We start from the raw sequence: 14,215 nt of genomic DNA, 5'->3' as shown, positions 1-14,215 counted from the left end.
GGCCTCACATCCGGAAGACGCCGAAGCCGCCGCGGGCGCCTTCGACCGGGGCGGTGTGGATCGCGGACAGGCACATCCCGAGGACGGTCCTGGTGTCGCGGGGGTCGATGACCCCGTCGTCGTACAGCCGCCCGGAGAGGAACATCGGCAGGGACTCGGACTCGATCTGCTGCTCGACCATGGCGCGCAGCGCCGCGTCGGCCTCGTCGTCGTAGGGCTGTCCCTTGGCGGCGGCGGAGGCGCGGGCGACGATGGAGAGCACCCCGGCGAGCTGCTGCGGGCCCATGACGGCGGACTTGCTGCTCGGCCAGGCGAAGAGGAACCGCGGGTCGTAGGCGCGGCCGCACATGCCGTAGTGCCCGGCCCCGTAGGAGGCGCCCATCAGCACGGAGAGGTGGGGGACCTTCGAGTTGGACACCGCGTTGATCATCATGGCGCCGTGTTTGATGATGCCGCCCTGTTCGTACTCCTTGCCGACCATGTAGCCGGTGGTGTTGTGGAGGAAGAGCAGCGGGATGTCGCGCTGGTTGGCGAGCTGGATGAACTGGGCGGCCTTCTGCGACTCCTCGCTGAACAGCACGCCCTGCGCGTTGGCGAGGATGCCGACCGGGTAGCCGTGGAGGGTGGCCCAGCCGGTGACCAGGCTGGTCCCGTAGAGCGGTTTGAACGCGTCGAAGTCGGAGCCGTCGACGAGGCGGGCGATGACCTCGCGGGGGTCGAAGGGGACCTTGAGGTCGCCGGGGACGATGCCGACGAGTTCGTCCTCGTCGTACTTGGGCGGTGCGGTGGGGCCGGGGTCGGGGTGGGCCTTGCGCCAGTTGAGGCGGGCGACGATGCGGCGGGCCTGGCGCAGCGCGTCCTGCTCGTCGACGGCGTAGTGGTCGGCGAGGCCGGAGGTGCGGGCGTGCATCTCGGCGCCGCCGAGCGATTCGTCGTCGCTCTCCTCGCCGGTGGCCATCTTGACCAGGGGCGGTCCGCCGAGGAAGACCTTGGACCGGTCCTTGATCATGACGGTGTGGTCGGACATGCCGGGGACGTACGCGCCGCCCGCGGTGGAGTTCCCGAAGACGACGGCGACGGTGGGGATGCCGGCCGCGGAGAGCCGGGTCAGGTCGCGGAAGAGGGCCCCGCCGGGGATGAAGATCTCCTTCTGGGACGGCAGGTCGGCGCCGCCGGACTCGACGAGGCTGACGCAGGGCAGCCGGTTGGCGAAGGCGATCTCGTTGGCGCGCAGGGCCTTCTTCAGGGTCCAGGGGTTGGAGGCGCCGCCGCGTACGGTCGGGTCGTTGGCGGTGATCAGGCACTCCACGCCCTCGATCACCCCGATCCCGGTGACGAGCGAGGCGCCCACGGCGTAGTCGCTGCCCCAGGCGGCGAGCGGCGACAGTTCGAGGAACGGGGTGTCCTCGTCGATCAGCAGCTCGATGCGTTCCCGGGCCAGGAGTTTGCCCCGGGCGCGGTGCCGGGCCACGTACTTCTCGCCGCCGCCCGCCTGCGCCCTGGTGTGTTCGGCGGCGAGTTCGTCGAGTCGGGCGAGCATCGCCGTGCGGTGGGCGGTGTACTCGGGGCCCGTGGTGTCGAGCGCGGTGGGCAGGACGGTCATGCGTGCGCCTCCGGTGGTACGTGGGCGGCCGGGTCCGTTTCCCGTCCCCGGGCGGCTTCCAGCAGCGATACGGGGATCGGCAGGTGCCGGGAGCGCAGCCACTCCCCCACCGCCTTGGCCTGCGGGTCGAAGCGGTGCTGGGCGGCGACGCCCTCGCCGAGCAGCCCGTGCACGGTGAAGTTCAGGGCGCGCAGGTGGGGCAGGACATGGCGTACGACGGTGAGCGGGGCGGTCTCCGGGAGGAGTTCCTGGAAGCGGTCGACGGTCAGTTCGTGGGCCAGCCACCGCCAGGCGTCCTCGTCGACGGCCCAGACGCCCACGTTGGCGTCGCCACCCTTGTCGCCGCTGCGGGCGCCCGCGATCCGGCCGAGCGGGGCGGGGCGGGTGGGGCCGGGGTCGGCGAGGGGGGCGGGGAGCGCGGGTTCGTCGGCGTCCCGCAGCGGCCGGGTCGTGGCCGGGGGCGGCACGGTCACGCGCCGCCCGTCGGGCAGGACGGCCAGGTGGGGGACCTCGCCGACCGGTACGTACCGGGCCTCGAACACCCCGTACGGGGCGCCCTTCCCGGGCGGGGCGGTGACGTGGAAGCCGGGGTAGCTGCCGAGCGCCAGCTCGATCGCGGTGCCGGAGACGGCCCGGCCGACGGTCTCCGGGTCGGGGTCGCGGACGACGAGCCGGAGCAGGGCGCTGGCGGTCTCCTCGGTGGCGGCGTCGGCCCGGTCGGTGCGGGCCAGTTCCCAGCGCACCTCCTCGGGGCGGGTGCCGGAGCGGTCGAGCGCGTCGGTGAACTGCTCCCGCACCAGCCGGGCCTTCTCCTCGATGTCGAGGCCGGTGAGGACGAAGACGACCTCGTTGCGCCACCCGCCGAGCCGGTTCAGCCCGACCTTGAGGGTGGGTGGCGGGGCCTCGCCGCGCACCCCGGAGATCCTGACCCGGTCGGGCCCGTCCTGGTCCAGCCGTACGGTGTCGAGCCGGGCGGTGACGTCCGGCCCGGCGTAGCGGGCGCCGCCGGTCTCGTAGAGCAGTTGGGCGGTGACGGTGCCGACGTCGACGACGCCGCCGGTGCCGTCGTGCTTGGTGATGACGGACGAGCCGTCGGCGTGGATCTCGGCGACGGGGAAGCCGGGGCGGCGCAGGTCGTGGCCCCGGAAGAAGGCGTAGTTCCCGCCGGTGGCCTGGGTGCCGCACTCCAGTACGTGTCCGGCGACGACGGCCCCGGCGAGTGCGTCCAGGTCGTCGGGGCCCCAGCCGAAGCGGGCGGCGGCGGGCCCGGTGACCAGCGCGGCGTCGGTGACCCGCCCGGTGACGACGATGTCGGCGCCCGCGTCGAGGCAGGCGGCGATCCCGGCGCCGCCGAGGTAGGCGTTGGCGGTGAGGAAGCCCTCCGGTACGGGGAGGCTGTCACCCTCGACGTGGGCGACGCGCACCGGGACGCCGACCTTCTCCGCGAGTTCCCGGACGGCGGTGGCCAGTCCGGCCGGGTTGAGCCCGCCCGCGTTGGTGACGATCCGCACCCCGCGCTCGTGGGCGAGCCCGAGCCCCTCCTCCAGCTGGCGCAGGAAGGTGGTGGCGTAGCCCCGGTCGGGGTTCTTGAGCCTGCTGCGGGCGAGGATGAGCATGGTCAGCTCGGCCAGGTAGTCGCCGGTGAGGACGTCGAGCGGGCCGCCGGTGAGCATCTCGCGCAGGGCGTCGAAGCGGTCCCCGTAGAACCCGGAGGCATTGCCGATCCGCAGGACCCCGGCCGCGCCCGGTATGCCTGCCGCGCTCCGAGCCCCGGCCGCGCTCTGTGTCCCGGCCGCGCCCCGTACGGAGGCCGGGTCCGGTGTGCCGGTCACGCGCCGCCCTCCCGCCGCGTCCGGCCCTGTCCGGGTTCCCGGCCCGGTCCGGGGGGTCCGGCGAAGGCCTGGGCGATGCCGAGCCACTGGTCGGCGTCGGGCCCGACCGCCCGGACGGCGAGGTCGTCGCGGTGCGCCCGTTGCGTGACGAGCAGGCAGAAGTCGAGGAGCGGCCCGGTCACGCGCTGCGCCGCGTCCTCGGGGCCGAAGGCGACGGTGGCGCCGCCGGGGGCCTCCAGTTCGACGCGGAACTCCTCGCCGGGCGCCGTCAGCCCCCGGACCAGGTAGGCGTAGTCGCGGGCCCGTACCCCGATCCGGGCGATGTGGCGGAGCCGGTCGGTGGGGGCGCGGACGGTTCCGAGGGCGTCGGCGATGTCCTGGCCGTGCGCCCACGTCTCCATGAGCCGGGCGGTCGCCATGGACGCGATGCTCATCGGCGGCCCGTACCAGGGGATGCGGGTGCCCTCCGGCGCGTCCCGCAGCACCGCCGCCAGCCGCTCCCGCCCCTCGCGCCAGCGCGCGAGCAGGGTCTGCGGGGTGTGGGCCGCGGCGATCTCCTCGGCGCCCCGGTCCACGAAGGTGTCGGGCGCCCCCGCGGCCCGGGCCACCTCCCCGGCGAAGGCGTCGGCGTCGGTCGCGGCCAGCAGCGCGACCTCGTCGGTCCAGGTGAGGTGGGCGATCTGCCGGGCGATGTCCCAGCCGGGCGCGGGGGTCGGCGCGGACCACCGGCCGGGGTCCAGGGCGCCGACCAGCCGGTCGAGTTCCTCGCTCTCGTCGCGCAGATCGCCGAGCACGGCTGCGACTTGGGACACGGTGCGCTCCCCTCGGGGCGTGGCGGTGTGTCCAGGAGCATGGCACCGGGGCCATAAACAATCAAGCACGCTTGCATGCTTTTCGGTCCGGACCCGGCCGTGCGCGCGCAGAGTGAGCGGGACTGTCGGACCTCCACGAACGGAAGCGGCGGATGCTACGCCCGAGTACCGAAGACTGGAAGATTATCGGCCATGAAATTTGGATCAATTATCCGATGTTGCTAGCCGAATCCCGCTCCCTCTGAGAGCGTGAACGCAGTTCCAACGGGGGGAACGAACGGGGAACTCCTGTGCGCATTCCCCCTGCCCTGACCAAGCAGGAGACAATATGACGCGCTTGAGTCGCAGCTCGCCGAAGTCCGCACGAAGAGGCTCTTCCCCGGCCTGGCGAGGCGGGGAGAATCGGACAGCCGGGGTCCCTCCTTCAGCGGCCGGCGCCCTCCCCGCCGGACGTGGGCGGGAGGAGACTTGCTGACCCGTCACCCGGAACCGGACGCCCCCGACGGCCCCGCCGACCGCACCGCGGGCGACGAGCCGGAGCCCCCGGTCCCGGCGGCCGCGCCCGACCCTCCCGCGGAGCGCCCGGACCCGTGCTTCGGCATCCTCGGGCGGCTCTCGGTCCGCGGCAGGACCATGTCGGTCACCTCACCCGTCCGGCGCGCGGTCCTCACCGCCTGCCTCCTCCGGTTCGGAAGACCCATCGGGATCGCGGAGTTCAGCGAGATCCTGTGGGACGACCCGCCCGCGTCGGCGACGGCGAACCTCCGCAGCCACGTCACGGCGTTACGCAGGGATCTCGACGAGATCGAACCGGGACTGGGCGACCGGATGCGCACCTACCGGGGCGCCCAGTGCGGATACGGATTACAGATCGAGGCCGCGGAATTCGATCTGCCGCGGTTCACCGCAGCGGTCCAATGCGGCCGGAAACGGCTGCTGGGCGGGGCGCCCGGGCCGGCGGCCGACGCCCTGGAGCAGGCCGTGAGCCTCTGGAACGGCCCCTTCGGGCAGGATCTCCCGCCCACCCGGTGGTTCAACGCCCATGTCGCCGGGCTCAACAATGCCCGGCTGGACGCCTATCAGGATCTCTTCACCGCGTCCGTCCTCGCCGACCGGACCACCATGCTGGCCTACCGCATCGAGAGCCTGATCGCCGAGGCTCCCTACCGGCAGCACCTGTGGGAACTCCTCGCGGCGGTGCACTGCCTGCACGGCGACACCGTGAGCACCCTGTCGGCGGTCAACCGCTGCCAGAAGCTGTTCGCGGAAGACCTGGGGCTCGATCTGCCCCCGGGCATCGAGGCGATGCGGACGGCGGCGCTCAACTGGGACCGCGAGGAGGCCGTGCGACTCGTCGCCTCCCGGGCCCGGGCCTCCACCGATCCGTGCGCGTGCCGAAGACCTCCGCGTCCCCCTTCCCAGTGACGCGGAGGCCCCGATGAGGGTCCGGTGGTCCTCCTCCAACCACCGGGCTCAGGCGACGTCCCGCCGGAGCAGGAGCAGCGTTCCCGCGAAGCCGCCCACCAGCCCGTAGCCGACGAGCACGACGGCGCCCGTCCAGGAGGCCGGAGCCCCGGCGAAGAGCTCGCCGGGCGTGGTCATGATCTGCGACGCCACCCCGGGCAGCAGCACCTGCGCCTGAAGCACCCAGTCCTTCTCCAGGACGAGATCGTGGAGAACCTGGAAGGCGAACGCGACGACCACCGAGGACAGGAAGTAGAGCACCACCGCGGTGACGGTGGCAGCGGTCTGACTGCGGATGAGCACCCCGAGTCCGAACCCGAACACACCCCACACCATGTAGGCGGCCAGGTTCAGCAGGACCGCGCCGAGCACGTCCCCGCGCCCGAGCCCGAGGCCGGCCCCCTGCGTCGACAGGAAGACCCCGCCCACCAGGACGCTTCCCAGGGTCGCCACCAGCCACAGCCCGGCCGAGGAGAGCACGACCGCGACGAGTTTGGCGACGACGACGCGGCCCCGTCGCGGCGCCGCGAGGAACGTGGCCGTCAGGGTCCGGTAGTGGTACTCGTTGGTCACCAGCAGGACCGCCACCACACCCGACAGCAGCAGGCCGAAGCTCTGCCCGGAGGTGTAGAGGGTCGCGGCGATACGGCCCGGAGCGCTCTGGGTCTCCCACAACTCCCGCATTGTGCCGACCTGTTCGGCGGACATCTCCTCGCGGGGGGTCAGGATCGCCCCGGACAGGTAGTCCTCGAACGGCTGCATGAACGTATGGGCCTGCCAGCTGTTCCACAGCGCGAGGAGCACCGCCGCACCGGCCATCGCCGCACCGGTGACCCACCAGGTGGGCAGCGTGCGGAGCTTGAGCAGTTCGCTGCCGATCAGTCGCCTCACCGGATCTCCGCCTCTCCCTGGGTGAGCTGGAGGAACGCCTGCTCCAGATCGGGTGTGTCCTCGGTCAGTTCGTACAGTTCCCCGCCGTGGGCGGCCGCCGCCGCGGCCACCGCGCCCGCCCCGAGGCCGCTCACGACCAGGAGGCCCTCCTCGGCGGGCGGGCGGTCCACGGACGCTCCGGCCCGGACGAGCGCCGACGCCAGCTCGGCGGGGAGCGCCACGCGGACCCGCACCCGGGCCTCGCCCCGCACCCGGGCGGCGATCTCCCGGCTCGCCCCCTCCGCCACCAGCCGTCCCCGGCTGATGATCACGAGGTCGTCGGCGGTCTGCTCGACCTCGGCGATCAGATGGCTGGAGACGAGCACGGTGCGGCCCTCGGCCGCCAGGGTCCGCAGCAGCGCCCGCATCCAGGCGATCCCCTCCGGGTCGAGCCCGTTGGTGGGCTCGTCCAGCACGAGGACGGGCGGGTCGCCGAGCAGCGCCTGGGCGAGGTTGAGGCGTTGGCGCATGCCGAGCGAGTACTCCTCGTAGCGGCGCCCGCCGGCCGCGGCCAGTCCGACCCGGTCGAGCACCTCGTCCGCCCGCCGGGCCGGCAGGCCCGTCGCCGCGCACTGCACGCGCAGGTGGTCACGGCCCGTGCGCCTGCGGTGCGTACCGGACTCGTCGAGCATCGCCCCGACCGTCGCGAGCGGCTGCTCCAGGTCCCGGTACGGCCGTCCGCCGACGGTGGCGGTGCCGGACGTCGGGGCGGTCAGGCCGAGGAGCATCCGGAGCGTCGTCGACTTGCCCGCGCCGTTGGGGCCGAGGAAGCCCGTGACGCGTCCCGGCGCGACGGTGAAGGACAGGTCCCGCACCGCCCATCTGTCCCGGTACCGCTTCGACAGGGCCCGGAACTCGATGGGCCGGCCTCCTGCCGGGTCCGGCGCGTTCGCCGCTTCCGTCGGGGTCATGAACTCTGCTCCTCACGTGCGCGCGGCGGCCGTGCCGGGCCTCCCGGCACGGCGCTCGGGAGCCGCTGGGGTCGTCGGGCCGTCGAGGTCGTACGGGGCGGGACGGGGTGTCATCGCCGCCGGTCGCGGTGGGCGCGCAGATCCGCCGCCAGGTGCGACCGGCGCGGACGGCGGGTGCGCAGCAGCCGGCGCCAGTCCGCCCGGGTGTCGTGCATGAGCTGCCGGTGGAAGTAGTTGACGTACTCCGCCAGGGCCAGGCCGTACAGCAGAAGGCCGGGGGCCCAGTGCGACGGCGGCCGGCCCTGGACGGCCGGGACCGCGATGACGAACGGGCCGGCCAGCAGGGCCAGGGCGCACAGCGACCGGAGCGGGCGGAACGCCCCGATCGCCGACGGCAGCGCCGCCCCGGTCCGCAGTTGCCGGTGTTTCAGCGCCCAGTAGGCGGACCCGATGAGCAGGAGTCCGGCCGTCAGGGCGAAGCCCACCGTGTTCGCGGCGTTGGCGGGCGCGCCGAAGGCGGCGAACACCACCCAGCCGATCAGTACGGCGTCCGCCGCCTCCACCAGGGCCAGCGTGCGCAGCCGGTTCAGCAACGCGGTGCGGGAGCGTGTCGCAGGGGTCACGCTCCCAGCATCGCGTGCGGGGCCGGGCCGTGGGCCCGTGCGCGAGAACCGGTCAGTCATGGACCAGTTGCTGTCCAACGAGCGCCGCGTACGCGCCGCCCCGTGCGACCAGATCCTCGTGGTTTCCGTCCTCGACGATCCGGCCGCGGTCGATGACCAGGATGCGGTCCGCGTCGCGCACGGTGCTCAGGCGGTGCGCGATGACGATGCGGGTGCAGTCGAGTGCCGAGAGGTTCTCGTGCACGGTCGCCTCGGTGGTGGCGTCCAGGTGGCTGGTGGCCTCGTCGAGCAGCAGGACCCTCGGCCGGTGCACGACGGCGCGGGCCAGCGCCACCCGCTGCCGCTGCCCGCCGGAGAGGCCGTTGCCGCCCTCGCCGAGGATCGTCTCGTACCCCATCGGCATGTGCGTGATGTCGTCGTGGACGGCGGCGAGGCGGGCCGCCTCGACGACGTCGTCGAGGGTGGCGTCGGGCATGACCAGCGCGATGTTGGTGAGCACCGACCCGCTGAAGATGTCCGCGTCCTGGGTGACGACACCGCACTGGCGGCGCAGATGGCCGAGGTCCAGTTCGGTCAGCGGGGTGGACCCGTAGGTGATCTCCCCGTCGGTCGGGTCGTAGAGCCCGAGGATGAGCCGGGCCAGGGTGGACTTCCCCGATCCGCTGCTGCCGACGATGGCGATCTTCTCGCCCGGCCGGACGGTGAGCGAGATCCCGGACAGGGCCTCCGGCCCGTCCCCGGAGTAGCGGAAGCCCACGTCGGTCAGGGTGATCGGCTCGTTCAGATCGACCTTCCCGGTGCCCTGGCCCACGGACTCCGGGGGTTCGTTGAGCACGTCGCGCAACCGGTCGAGGTGGACCCGGATGGTCTGGAACGTCTTGATCCCGCGCCCGAGTTGGGCCACCGGGGCGAGCGCGGAGCCGGCCAGGGCGATGAGCGCGAGCATCGTCCCGAGCGACATGTTGTCGCTGAAGACGAGGTACGCGCCGAGGACGAGCATGAGCAGCGGGGACGCGGTGCCCAGCATGCCGAGGACGCCGTCGATCGTGTTGTCCAGCCTGCTCCGGCGAACGGAGGACTCCAGCTGCTCGGCGAACTTCCCCGACCAGCGCTGCACCACGACGTGTTCGGCACCGGAGGACTTGACCGTCTCGGCACCGGTGACCGCCTCCAGGAGCGTGCTCTGCGCCTCCCCGAGCGCCTGGAGTTCGCGCTCGGTCAGCCGCTGGGCGGTCCGGGCCGAGGCGAACATGACCGCGAGCTGCACGGCGGCCACGGCGAGGATCGCGGCGACGAACAGCAGCGACGTGAAGCCGATCACCACGAGGTAGACGCCGAGCAGCGCCACGTCGAGCAGGACCGCCAGGAGCTGGCTGGAGATCGCGTCCCGGACGTACGTCATGCTCGACACCCGGACGAGCAGGTCGCCCCCGGTGCGGAGCTGGAAGAACTTGTACGGCAGGGACATCAGATGTCTGAGGAACGTCCCCATCATCGACCAGTCCATCCGGGTCTGCAGCCACAGCAGCAGTTCGGCCCTCGCCAGCGTCATCAGCCCGTGGCTGATGGTGTACGCGACGAGACCGGCCGCCAGGACGAGCAGGGTGTCCTCGCCGCGCCCCGGCAGGACGCGGTCGACGACGTACGCCGTCAGGAACGCCGGGAGCAGCCCGAGGAGGGTGAGCGCGGCCGAGGCCCCGACGACCGCGGCGACGACGGGCACGGAACGGGGCAGGAAGGGCCGGACGAAGGACCACAGTCCCGCCTCGGCGCCGTCGCGGCGTTCGAGCTCCTCGGTCGGCTCCAGCTCCAGCGCGACCCCGGTGAAGGACGCGTCGAGTTCCGCGTAGGTGATGCGCCGCCGCCCGGACGCCGGATCGACGATGTCGACGCCGCGGCGGGTGAAGCGCTCGACGACGACGAAGTGGTTCATCCCCCAGTGCACGATCAGCGGCAGGGCGAGCCCGCGCAGCGCGTCCGGCTCCGCCCGGAACGCCCGTACCTTCATGCCGAGTTCGCGTGCCTGCCGGGCGATGGAGGCGGCGCTCGCCCCGTCGCGCGAGAGCACCATCCGGTCGCGCAGCTCCGCGACGGTGGTGGAGCGGCCGTGGTGGCCGAGCACCATGGCGAGGGCGGCGACACCGCATTCGACCGAGGTCGACTGCAGCCGCACGGGTACCCTGCGGCGGACAGCACTCACTGGTCGCCCCTTTCGTTCCAGAGGTCCAGGAGCAGGGGGCGGGTGCCCTGGTCGAGGACGACGGACGCGCCCTCCTCCAGCCCGTCGGCGACACCGTCGGGGAGTTCGACGAGCACCATGGTGACCTGGGTCCCGCCCTGGCCGGTCCGGAAGTCCTTCACCCGGCCCTCCATGTCCCGGCCGTCCACCCGCAGCAGGACGTCGCTGCCCTTGGCCGGCGGGCTGAATCCCGGGAAGGCCAGCACGCCCTGGCGCCCGTTGACCCCGGCGAGGGTGCCGGTCGGCCCGACCGGCACCCGCACCACGAGGCCCGCCGCCGCGGTGAGGACGAGGAGCAGGGTCGCGGCCAGGGCCCAGCGCCACCGGGGCCGCATCCGTTCGGGGTGGAACCCGGTGCGGGCGGCGCCGCGCGGGTTGGCGCGGTAGGCGGCCACCATGCTCGGCCGGTAGACGCCGTCGGCGAGCGTGCCGTCCGGGGCCTCGGGGGCGGACACGCCGTTCAGCACGTCGCCCCCCGGGGTTCGGGGGCGGCGAGCGTCAGCAGGTCCGGTACCTGCCCGGGTGCGGCCTTGCGGGCCAGGCCCCAGGCGATGCCGGCCAGTCCGGTCATGAGGCCGGGTGTCTCCACGCCCTTCGGGACGCCGCACAGCCAGCCGTTCTCCCGCCCCTCGTGCAGCAGGGTCTTCCACACCCGGGGCAGCAGGTCGGCCACCTGGGGTTCCTGGTCGGCCCTGGTGCTCCCGTCGATGATGAGCAGGTTGCCGATGTCCCCGTGGCAGAGGCTGTGGTTGCCGAGACCGGACACCGGGTCGAGGTCGAGCCCCGTCGAGATGGCGGCGAGCACGGCCGTGTGCCGCTCGCTCTCGACCAGGTCGGCGAGGTCCGGGACGGTGCCCAGCCCGTGGAGGGCGGTGCGGGCCATCGCGATGCCCGGGGCGCCGTGGCACCAGGCGTTCATGACCGTGCGCCCGCCGAGGTTGGCCGGCCGCAGGTCGCGCCAGGTGCGCAGCTCCGGGTCGAAGACGGTCCGCTCGTACGCGAGCGCGCGCCGGACGGCCTCCCGGTACTCGGGCCGGGGGGCGACCCGGTCGAGCCGGGCGAGGGCGTACGCGATGCCGGAGGCGCCGTGCGAGAAGCCCGCGAGCGGCTCCTCCGGGTTGATCGGGGTGGCCCAGCCCCATCCGTCGCCGTGTTCCTGCCGGGTGGCCAGCAGCCGGTCGGCGCAGCGCACCGCGATCCGGGCCGCTCCGGTGCCCGGCCGGGCCGCTTCCAGGGCGAGGAGGGCGAGGATCGCGCCCGCCGAGCCGGAGACGATGTCCAGGAGTCCGTCGTCGTCGGCGAGTTCGTCGACGGCGGGCAGCAGGGCGGCCGCGGCCTCGGCGTACTCGGGCCGGTCGTGGCGCACGGCCGCGTGGGCGAGGGCGTAGACGGCGCCGCCGAACGGGCCGAACGCGCCGATGCCGAACTCGTTGGCCCCGGGCTTCTTCGCGAGGCCCGCCAGCGTCTCGGCGATGAGCAGCGACCGCTTCGCCACCTGGTCGAAGGCGGCTCGGGCCAGCTCGCCGGTGCGCTCGTCACCGGTGACGGCCGCGACGGCGTCGAGGGCGTGCGCGATGCCGGCGGTCCCGGTGTAGAGGCCGATGGGGGCGGGCGCGTACTGCCAGTACTTCTCGTCGACGAGGTCCAGCCCGATCCAGCCCAGGCCGTGTTCGTCGCGGACGCACAGGTCGGACAGGCGGCGCGCCAGCCGCAGCGCCTCCTCGGCGAAGTCGCCGGGGTCGGCGGCGCCGTCCATCCGGGGCCGGTGCCAGTTGGGCCAGCGGGCGTCGCTCTCCCCCATCGCGGTGGCGGCGACGCACGAGCGGATGACGCGTTCCTGGAAGGCGAGGTCGGCGTCGCCGAGGGCGAGGAGGCGTTCGCGTACGGCGGTGAGCGGCGGGTAGCGGGTGCCGATGGGTGCCTCGTCCAGCCCGCCGCGCAGGGTCCCGTCCTCCGCGTCGACGGTGAACATGGGGATGTCCCCGAGGGTGAGTTCGGCGACCTCGTCCAGGACCATCGCGGTGCGGGACTCCGGCATCTCGATGTGGCCGCCGGCCAGCCGGGCGAGCGAGCGGGAGTGGTCGAGGCCGTCGCGCATGAAGTCCGGGTGGGTGCTCTCCAGCAGCAGCCGCCCGTAGATGTGGGTCGGTCTGGCGATGAGCCGGGTCCGTACGGGACCGAAGGCGGCCAGCGCCCCGCCGGGGGCGAGCAGTTCGTCCCGCCCCGCTTCCAGGAGCCGGTAGACGTGGGTGAAGCCCTCGACGAACGCGTCGACCCGGCCGACCAGGTCGATCGGTTCCCCGTCGGCGGTCATCGGGTGGTTGCGCTCGGCGTCCATCTCCATCCGCCGCTTGACCAGCCGCATGCGGTCGGTGCCGCTGTCCTCCCAGATGGGCACCGCCATGGGCGTCAACTGCCCGCCGTGTCCCGCGAGTCCGCTGACATCCAGGCCGAAGGTGCCGTCCTCGCCGCGCACCAGCAGGCGGTTGGGGAGGATGCCCACGGACTGGACGGAGTCGGCGAGGGTGACCGCGGCGATGTCCGTCTCACCGTCGATCTTGACGACCGCCGCGGTCTTGTCGTTGTGCAGCAGCGCCTCCAGGTCGACGAGGACCGGGTACTCGCCCGCGGCCAGCACGTTCTCGAAGTGGAAGTCGGTGGCGTGCAGGAGGTAGAGGAGCGAGGTCAGGGCGCCGAGCCGCCAGGCGTACCGGTCGCCGCCCTCGGCGTCGGTGGTCGCGGTGGTGTCGACCTGTTCGACCCATCCGTGGTCGCCCCGGTCCACGATGCCGATCCGGGCCAGGTCGTGCGGGGTCTCCTGCCGGTTGACCCAGTCCAGGAGTCCGTCGAAGGCGGTGTCCATGGCCAGCGGACGGGGTTTGAAGACCAGGGTGGCGGTGTCGAACTCGACCATGGCGACGGAGCGGCCCCGCCGGTGCTTGTCGCCGGCGCCGAACTCCAGGCGGACCAGCCGCCGGGGCTCCTGGGCGGCGAGCAGGCTCCCGCGCAGCACGGGCAGATCGGCCACGAGCGCTTCGATCAGCTCGACCCGGGTGTCGATCCAGAACCGGAGCTGGGCCACGATCAGCCGTGCCAGGACCGGGTATTCGTCCCAGAGGGCGAGTGCGTCGGCCTCCGACCGGAGGAGTCCGACGTAGGAGGAGAAGCGTTCCTCGGGGGTCTCGCCGTCGAGGCGGTCCTCGACCCGGGCGATGTTGAGTTCGAGGACGAGAGTGCGCTGCACGTGGCCGAGGAGGTCGGCGGCGGGGGCGGTCGCGCGGACGACGTCGAGAACGTGCCCGAGGTCGGCGAGGACGGGGTCGTCGCTGCCCCGTACCCGTTCCTCGACGAGCGCGTCGAGTTCGTGGACGGCGCCTTCCACGAGCGGGCGTATCACTTCCAGGAGGCCCATGTCCGGGTCGAGGCGGCGGGTGGCGTCCGTGGTGGCCATGCCTTCGGCCCACCACCGCCGGAAGGTCCGGTGCCAGTCGGGTTCGTCCGTCAGGCGGGCGACGAGGGAGTCGTCGCTCTCCCCGAGCAGGGCGGTCAGTTCGTCGGCGGTGACGCCCAGCGGTGCCAGCCGTGCGTCCAGGGTGGCGCGTTCACCGGTCAGGGGCGCCAGCTCCCTCCACATGGCCAGGCGCTTCTCGCCCCGCACCGGGTCGATCCGCGACGGGGTACCGCCGAGCCTTTCGGCCAGGGTGGCGGCCCGGTGCCAGGGGAGGTGGACCCCCGCCGACCCGCCGATGGGGTGCTCGCTTGCGACGTCAGGCATTCCGCTCTTCCTCCTGGGGCATAAAC

At 73.2% G+C, this 14,215-nt stretch carries 10 protein-coding genes; 1 reads left to right on the top strand and 9 read right to left on the bottom strand.

The window, feature by feature from the left end; translation table 11 throughout:
• Positions 1–4 precede the first annotated feature (4 nt).
• From ACF08W_RS23110 to ACF08W_RS23100, 3 genes are all read right to left on the bottom strand, one after another.
• The gene (locus ACF08W_RS23110) at positions 5–1,603 is read right to left on the bottom strand and encodes an acyl-CoA carboxylase subunit beta (protein WP_392280389.1); all 1,599 of its coding nucleotides are present in this window, start codon (positions 1,601–1,603) and stop codon (positions 5–7) included.
• Positions 1,600–3,354: an acyclic terpene utilization AtuA family protein gene (locus ACF08W_RS23105; RefSeq protein ID WP_392280479.1), complete on the bottom strand. Its 1,755-nt coding sequence runs from the start codon at positions 3,352–3,354 to the stop codon at positions 1,600–1,602. Before ACF08W_RS23105 ends, ACF08W_RS23110 begins: the two co-directional genes overlap by 4 nt.
• 77 nt (positions 3,355–3,431) lie before the next feature.
• On the bottom strand, positions 3,432–4,247 hold the full coding sequence (locus ACF08W_RS23100) for a TIGR03084 family metal-binding protein (protein ID WP_392280388.1): 816 nt from the start codon (positions 4,245–4,247) through the stop codon (positions 3,432–3,434).
• Positions 4,248–4,715: 468 nt separating this feature from the next.
• Here ACF08W_RS23100 and ACF08W_RS23095 point away from each other — a divergent pair, with 468 nt between their 5' ends.
• Positions 4,716–5,672 (top strand): BTAD domain-containing putative transcriptional regulator, encoded by a 957-nt coding sequence (locus ACF08W_RS23095; protein WP_385207733.1) that lies wholly within the window; start codon positions 4,716–4,718, stop codon positions 5,670–5,672.
• Positions 5,673–5,720: 48 nt separating this feature from the next.
• Here ACF08W_RS23095 and ACF08W_RS23090 read toward each other — a convergent pair whose 3' ends face one another.
• The 6 genes from ACF08W_RS23090 to ACF08W_RS23065 all read right to left on the bottom strand — a co-directional run bounded on the left by ACF08W_RS23090 (position 5,721) and on the right by ACF08W_RS23065 (position 14,189).
• A complete protein-coding gene (locus ACF08W_RS23090; protein WP_392280387.1) occupies positions 5,721–6,602 on the bottom strand; it encodes an ABC transporter permease subunit in 882 nt (293 codons plus the stop codon).
• Complete coding sequence (locus ACF08W_RS23085) at positions 6,599–7,552, bottom strand: ABC transporter ATP-binding protein (RefSeq protein WP_392280386.1); 954 nt, start codon at positions 7,550–7,552, stop codon at positions 6,599–6,601. Before ACF08W_RS23085 ends, ACF08W_RS23090 begins: the two co-directional genes overlap by 4 nt.
• 110 nt (positions 7,553–7,662) lie before the next feature.
• Positions 7,663–8,175, bottom strand: coding sequence for a multidrug transporter (locus tag ACF08W_RS23080; RefSeq protein WP_392280385.1), 513 nt, complete (start codon positions 8,173–8,175; stop codon positions 7,663–7,665).
• 52 nt (positions 8,176–8,227) lie between these two features.
• Positions 8,228–10,375 carry a peptidase domain-containing ABC transporter gene (locus ACF08W_RS23075; protein WP_392280384.1) on the bottom strand — a complete coding sequence of 716 codons (2,148 nt, stop codon included), beginning with the start codon at positions 10,373–10,375 and terminating at the stop codon, positions 8,228–8,230.
• On the bottom strand, positions 10,372–10,881 hold the full coding sequence (locus ACF08W_RS23070) for a hypothetical protein (RefSeq protein ID WP_352275860.1): 510 nt from the start codon (positions 10,879–10,881) through the stop codon (positions 10,372–10,374). The genes ACF08W_RS23075 and ACF08W_RS23070 overlap by 4 nt, the downstream gene beginning before the upstream one ends.
• Complete coding sequence (locus tag ACF08W_RS23065; protein WP_392280383.1) at positions 10,875–14,189, bottom strand: type 2 lanthipeptide synthetase LanM family protein; 3,315 nt, start codon at positions 14,187–14,189, stop codon at positions 10,875–10,877. Before ACF08W_RS23065 ends, ACF08W_RS23070 begins: the two co-directional genes overlap by 7 nt.
• Between the last annotated feature and the right edge of the window lie 26 nt (positions 14,190–14,215).

The organism is Streptomyces sp. NPDC015144, from assembly GCF_043079735.1.
GTDB lineage: Bacteria > Actinomycetota > Actinomycetes > Streptomycetales > Streptomycetaceae > Streptomyces.
Note: the sequence above shows the minus strand (reverse complement) of the source record. Positions and strands in the feature narration are given on the sequence as shown.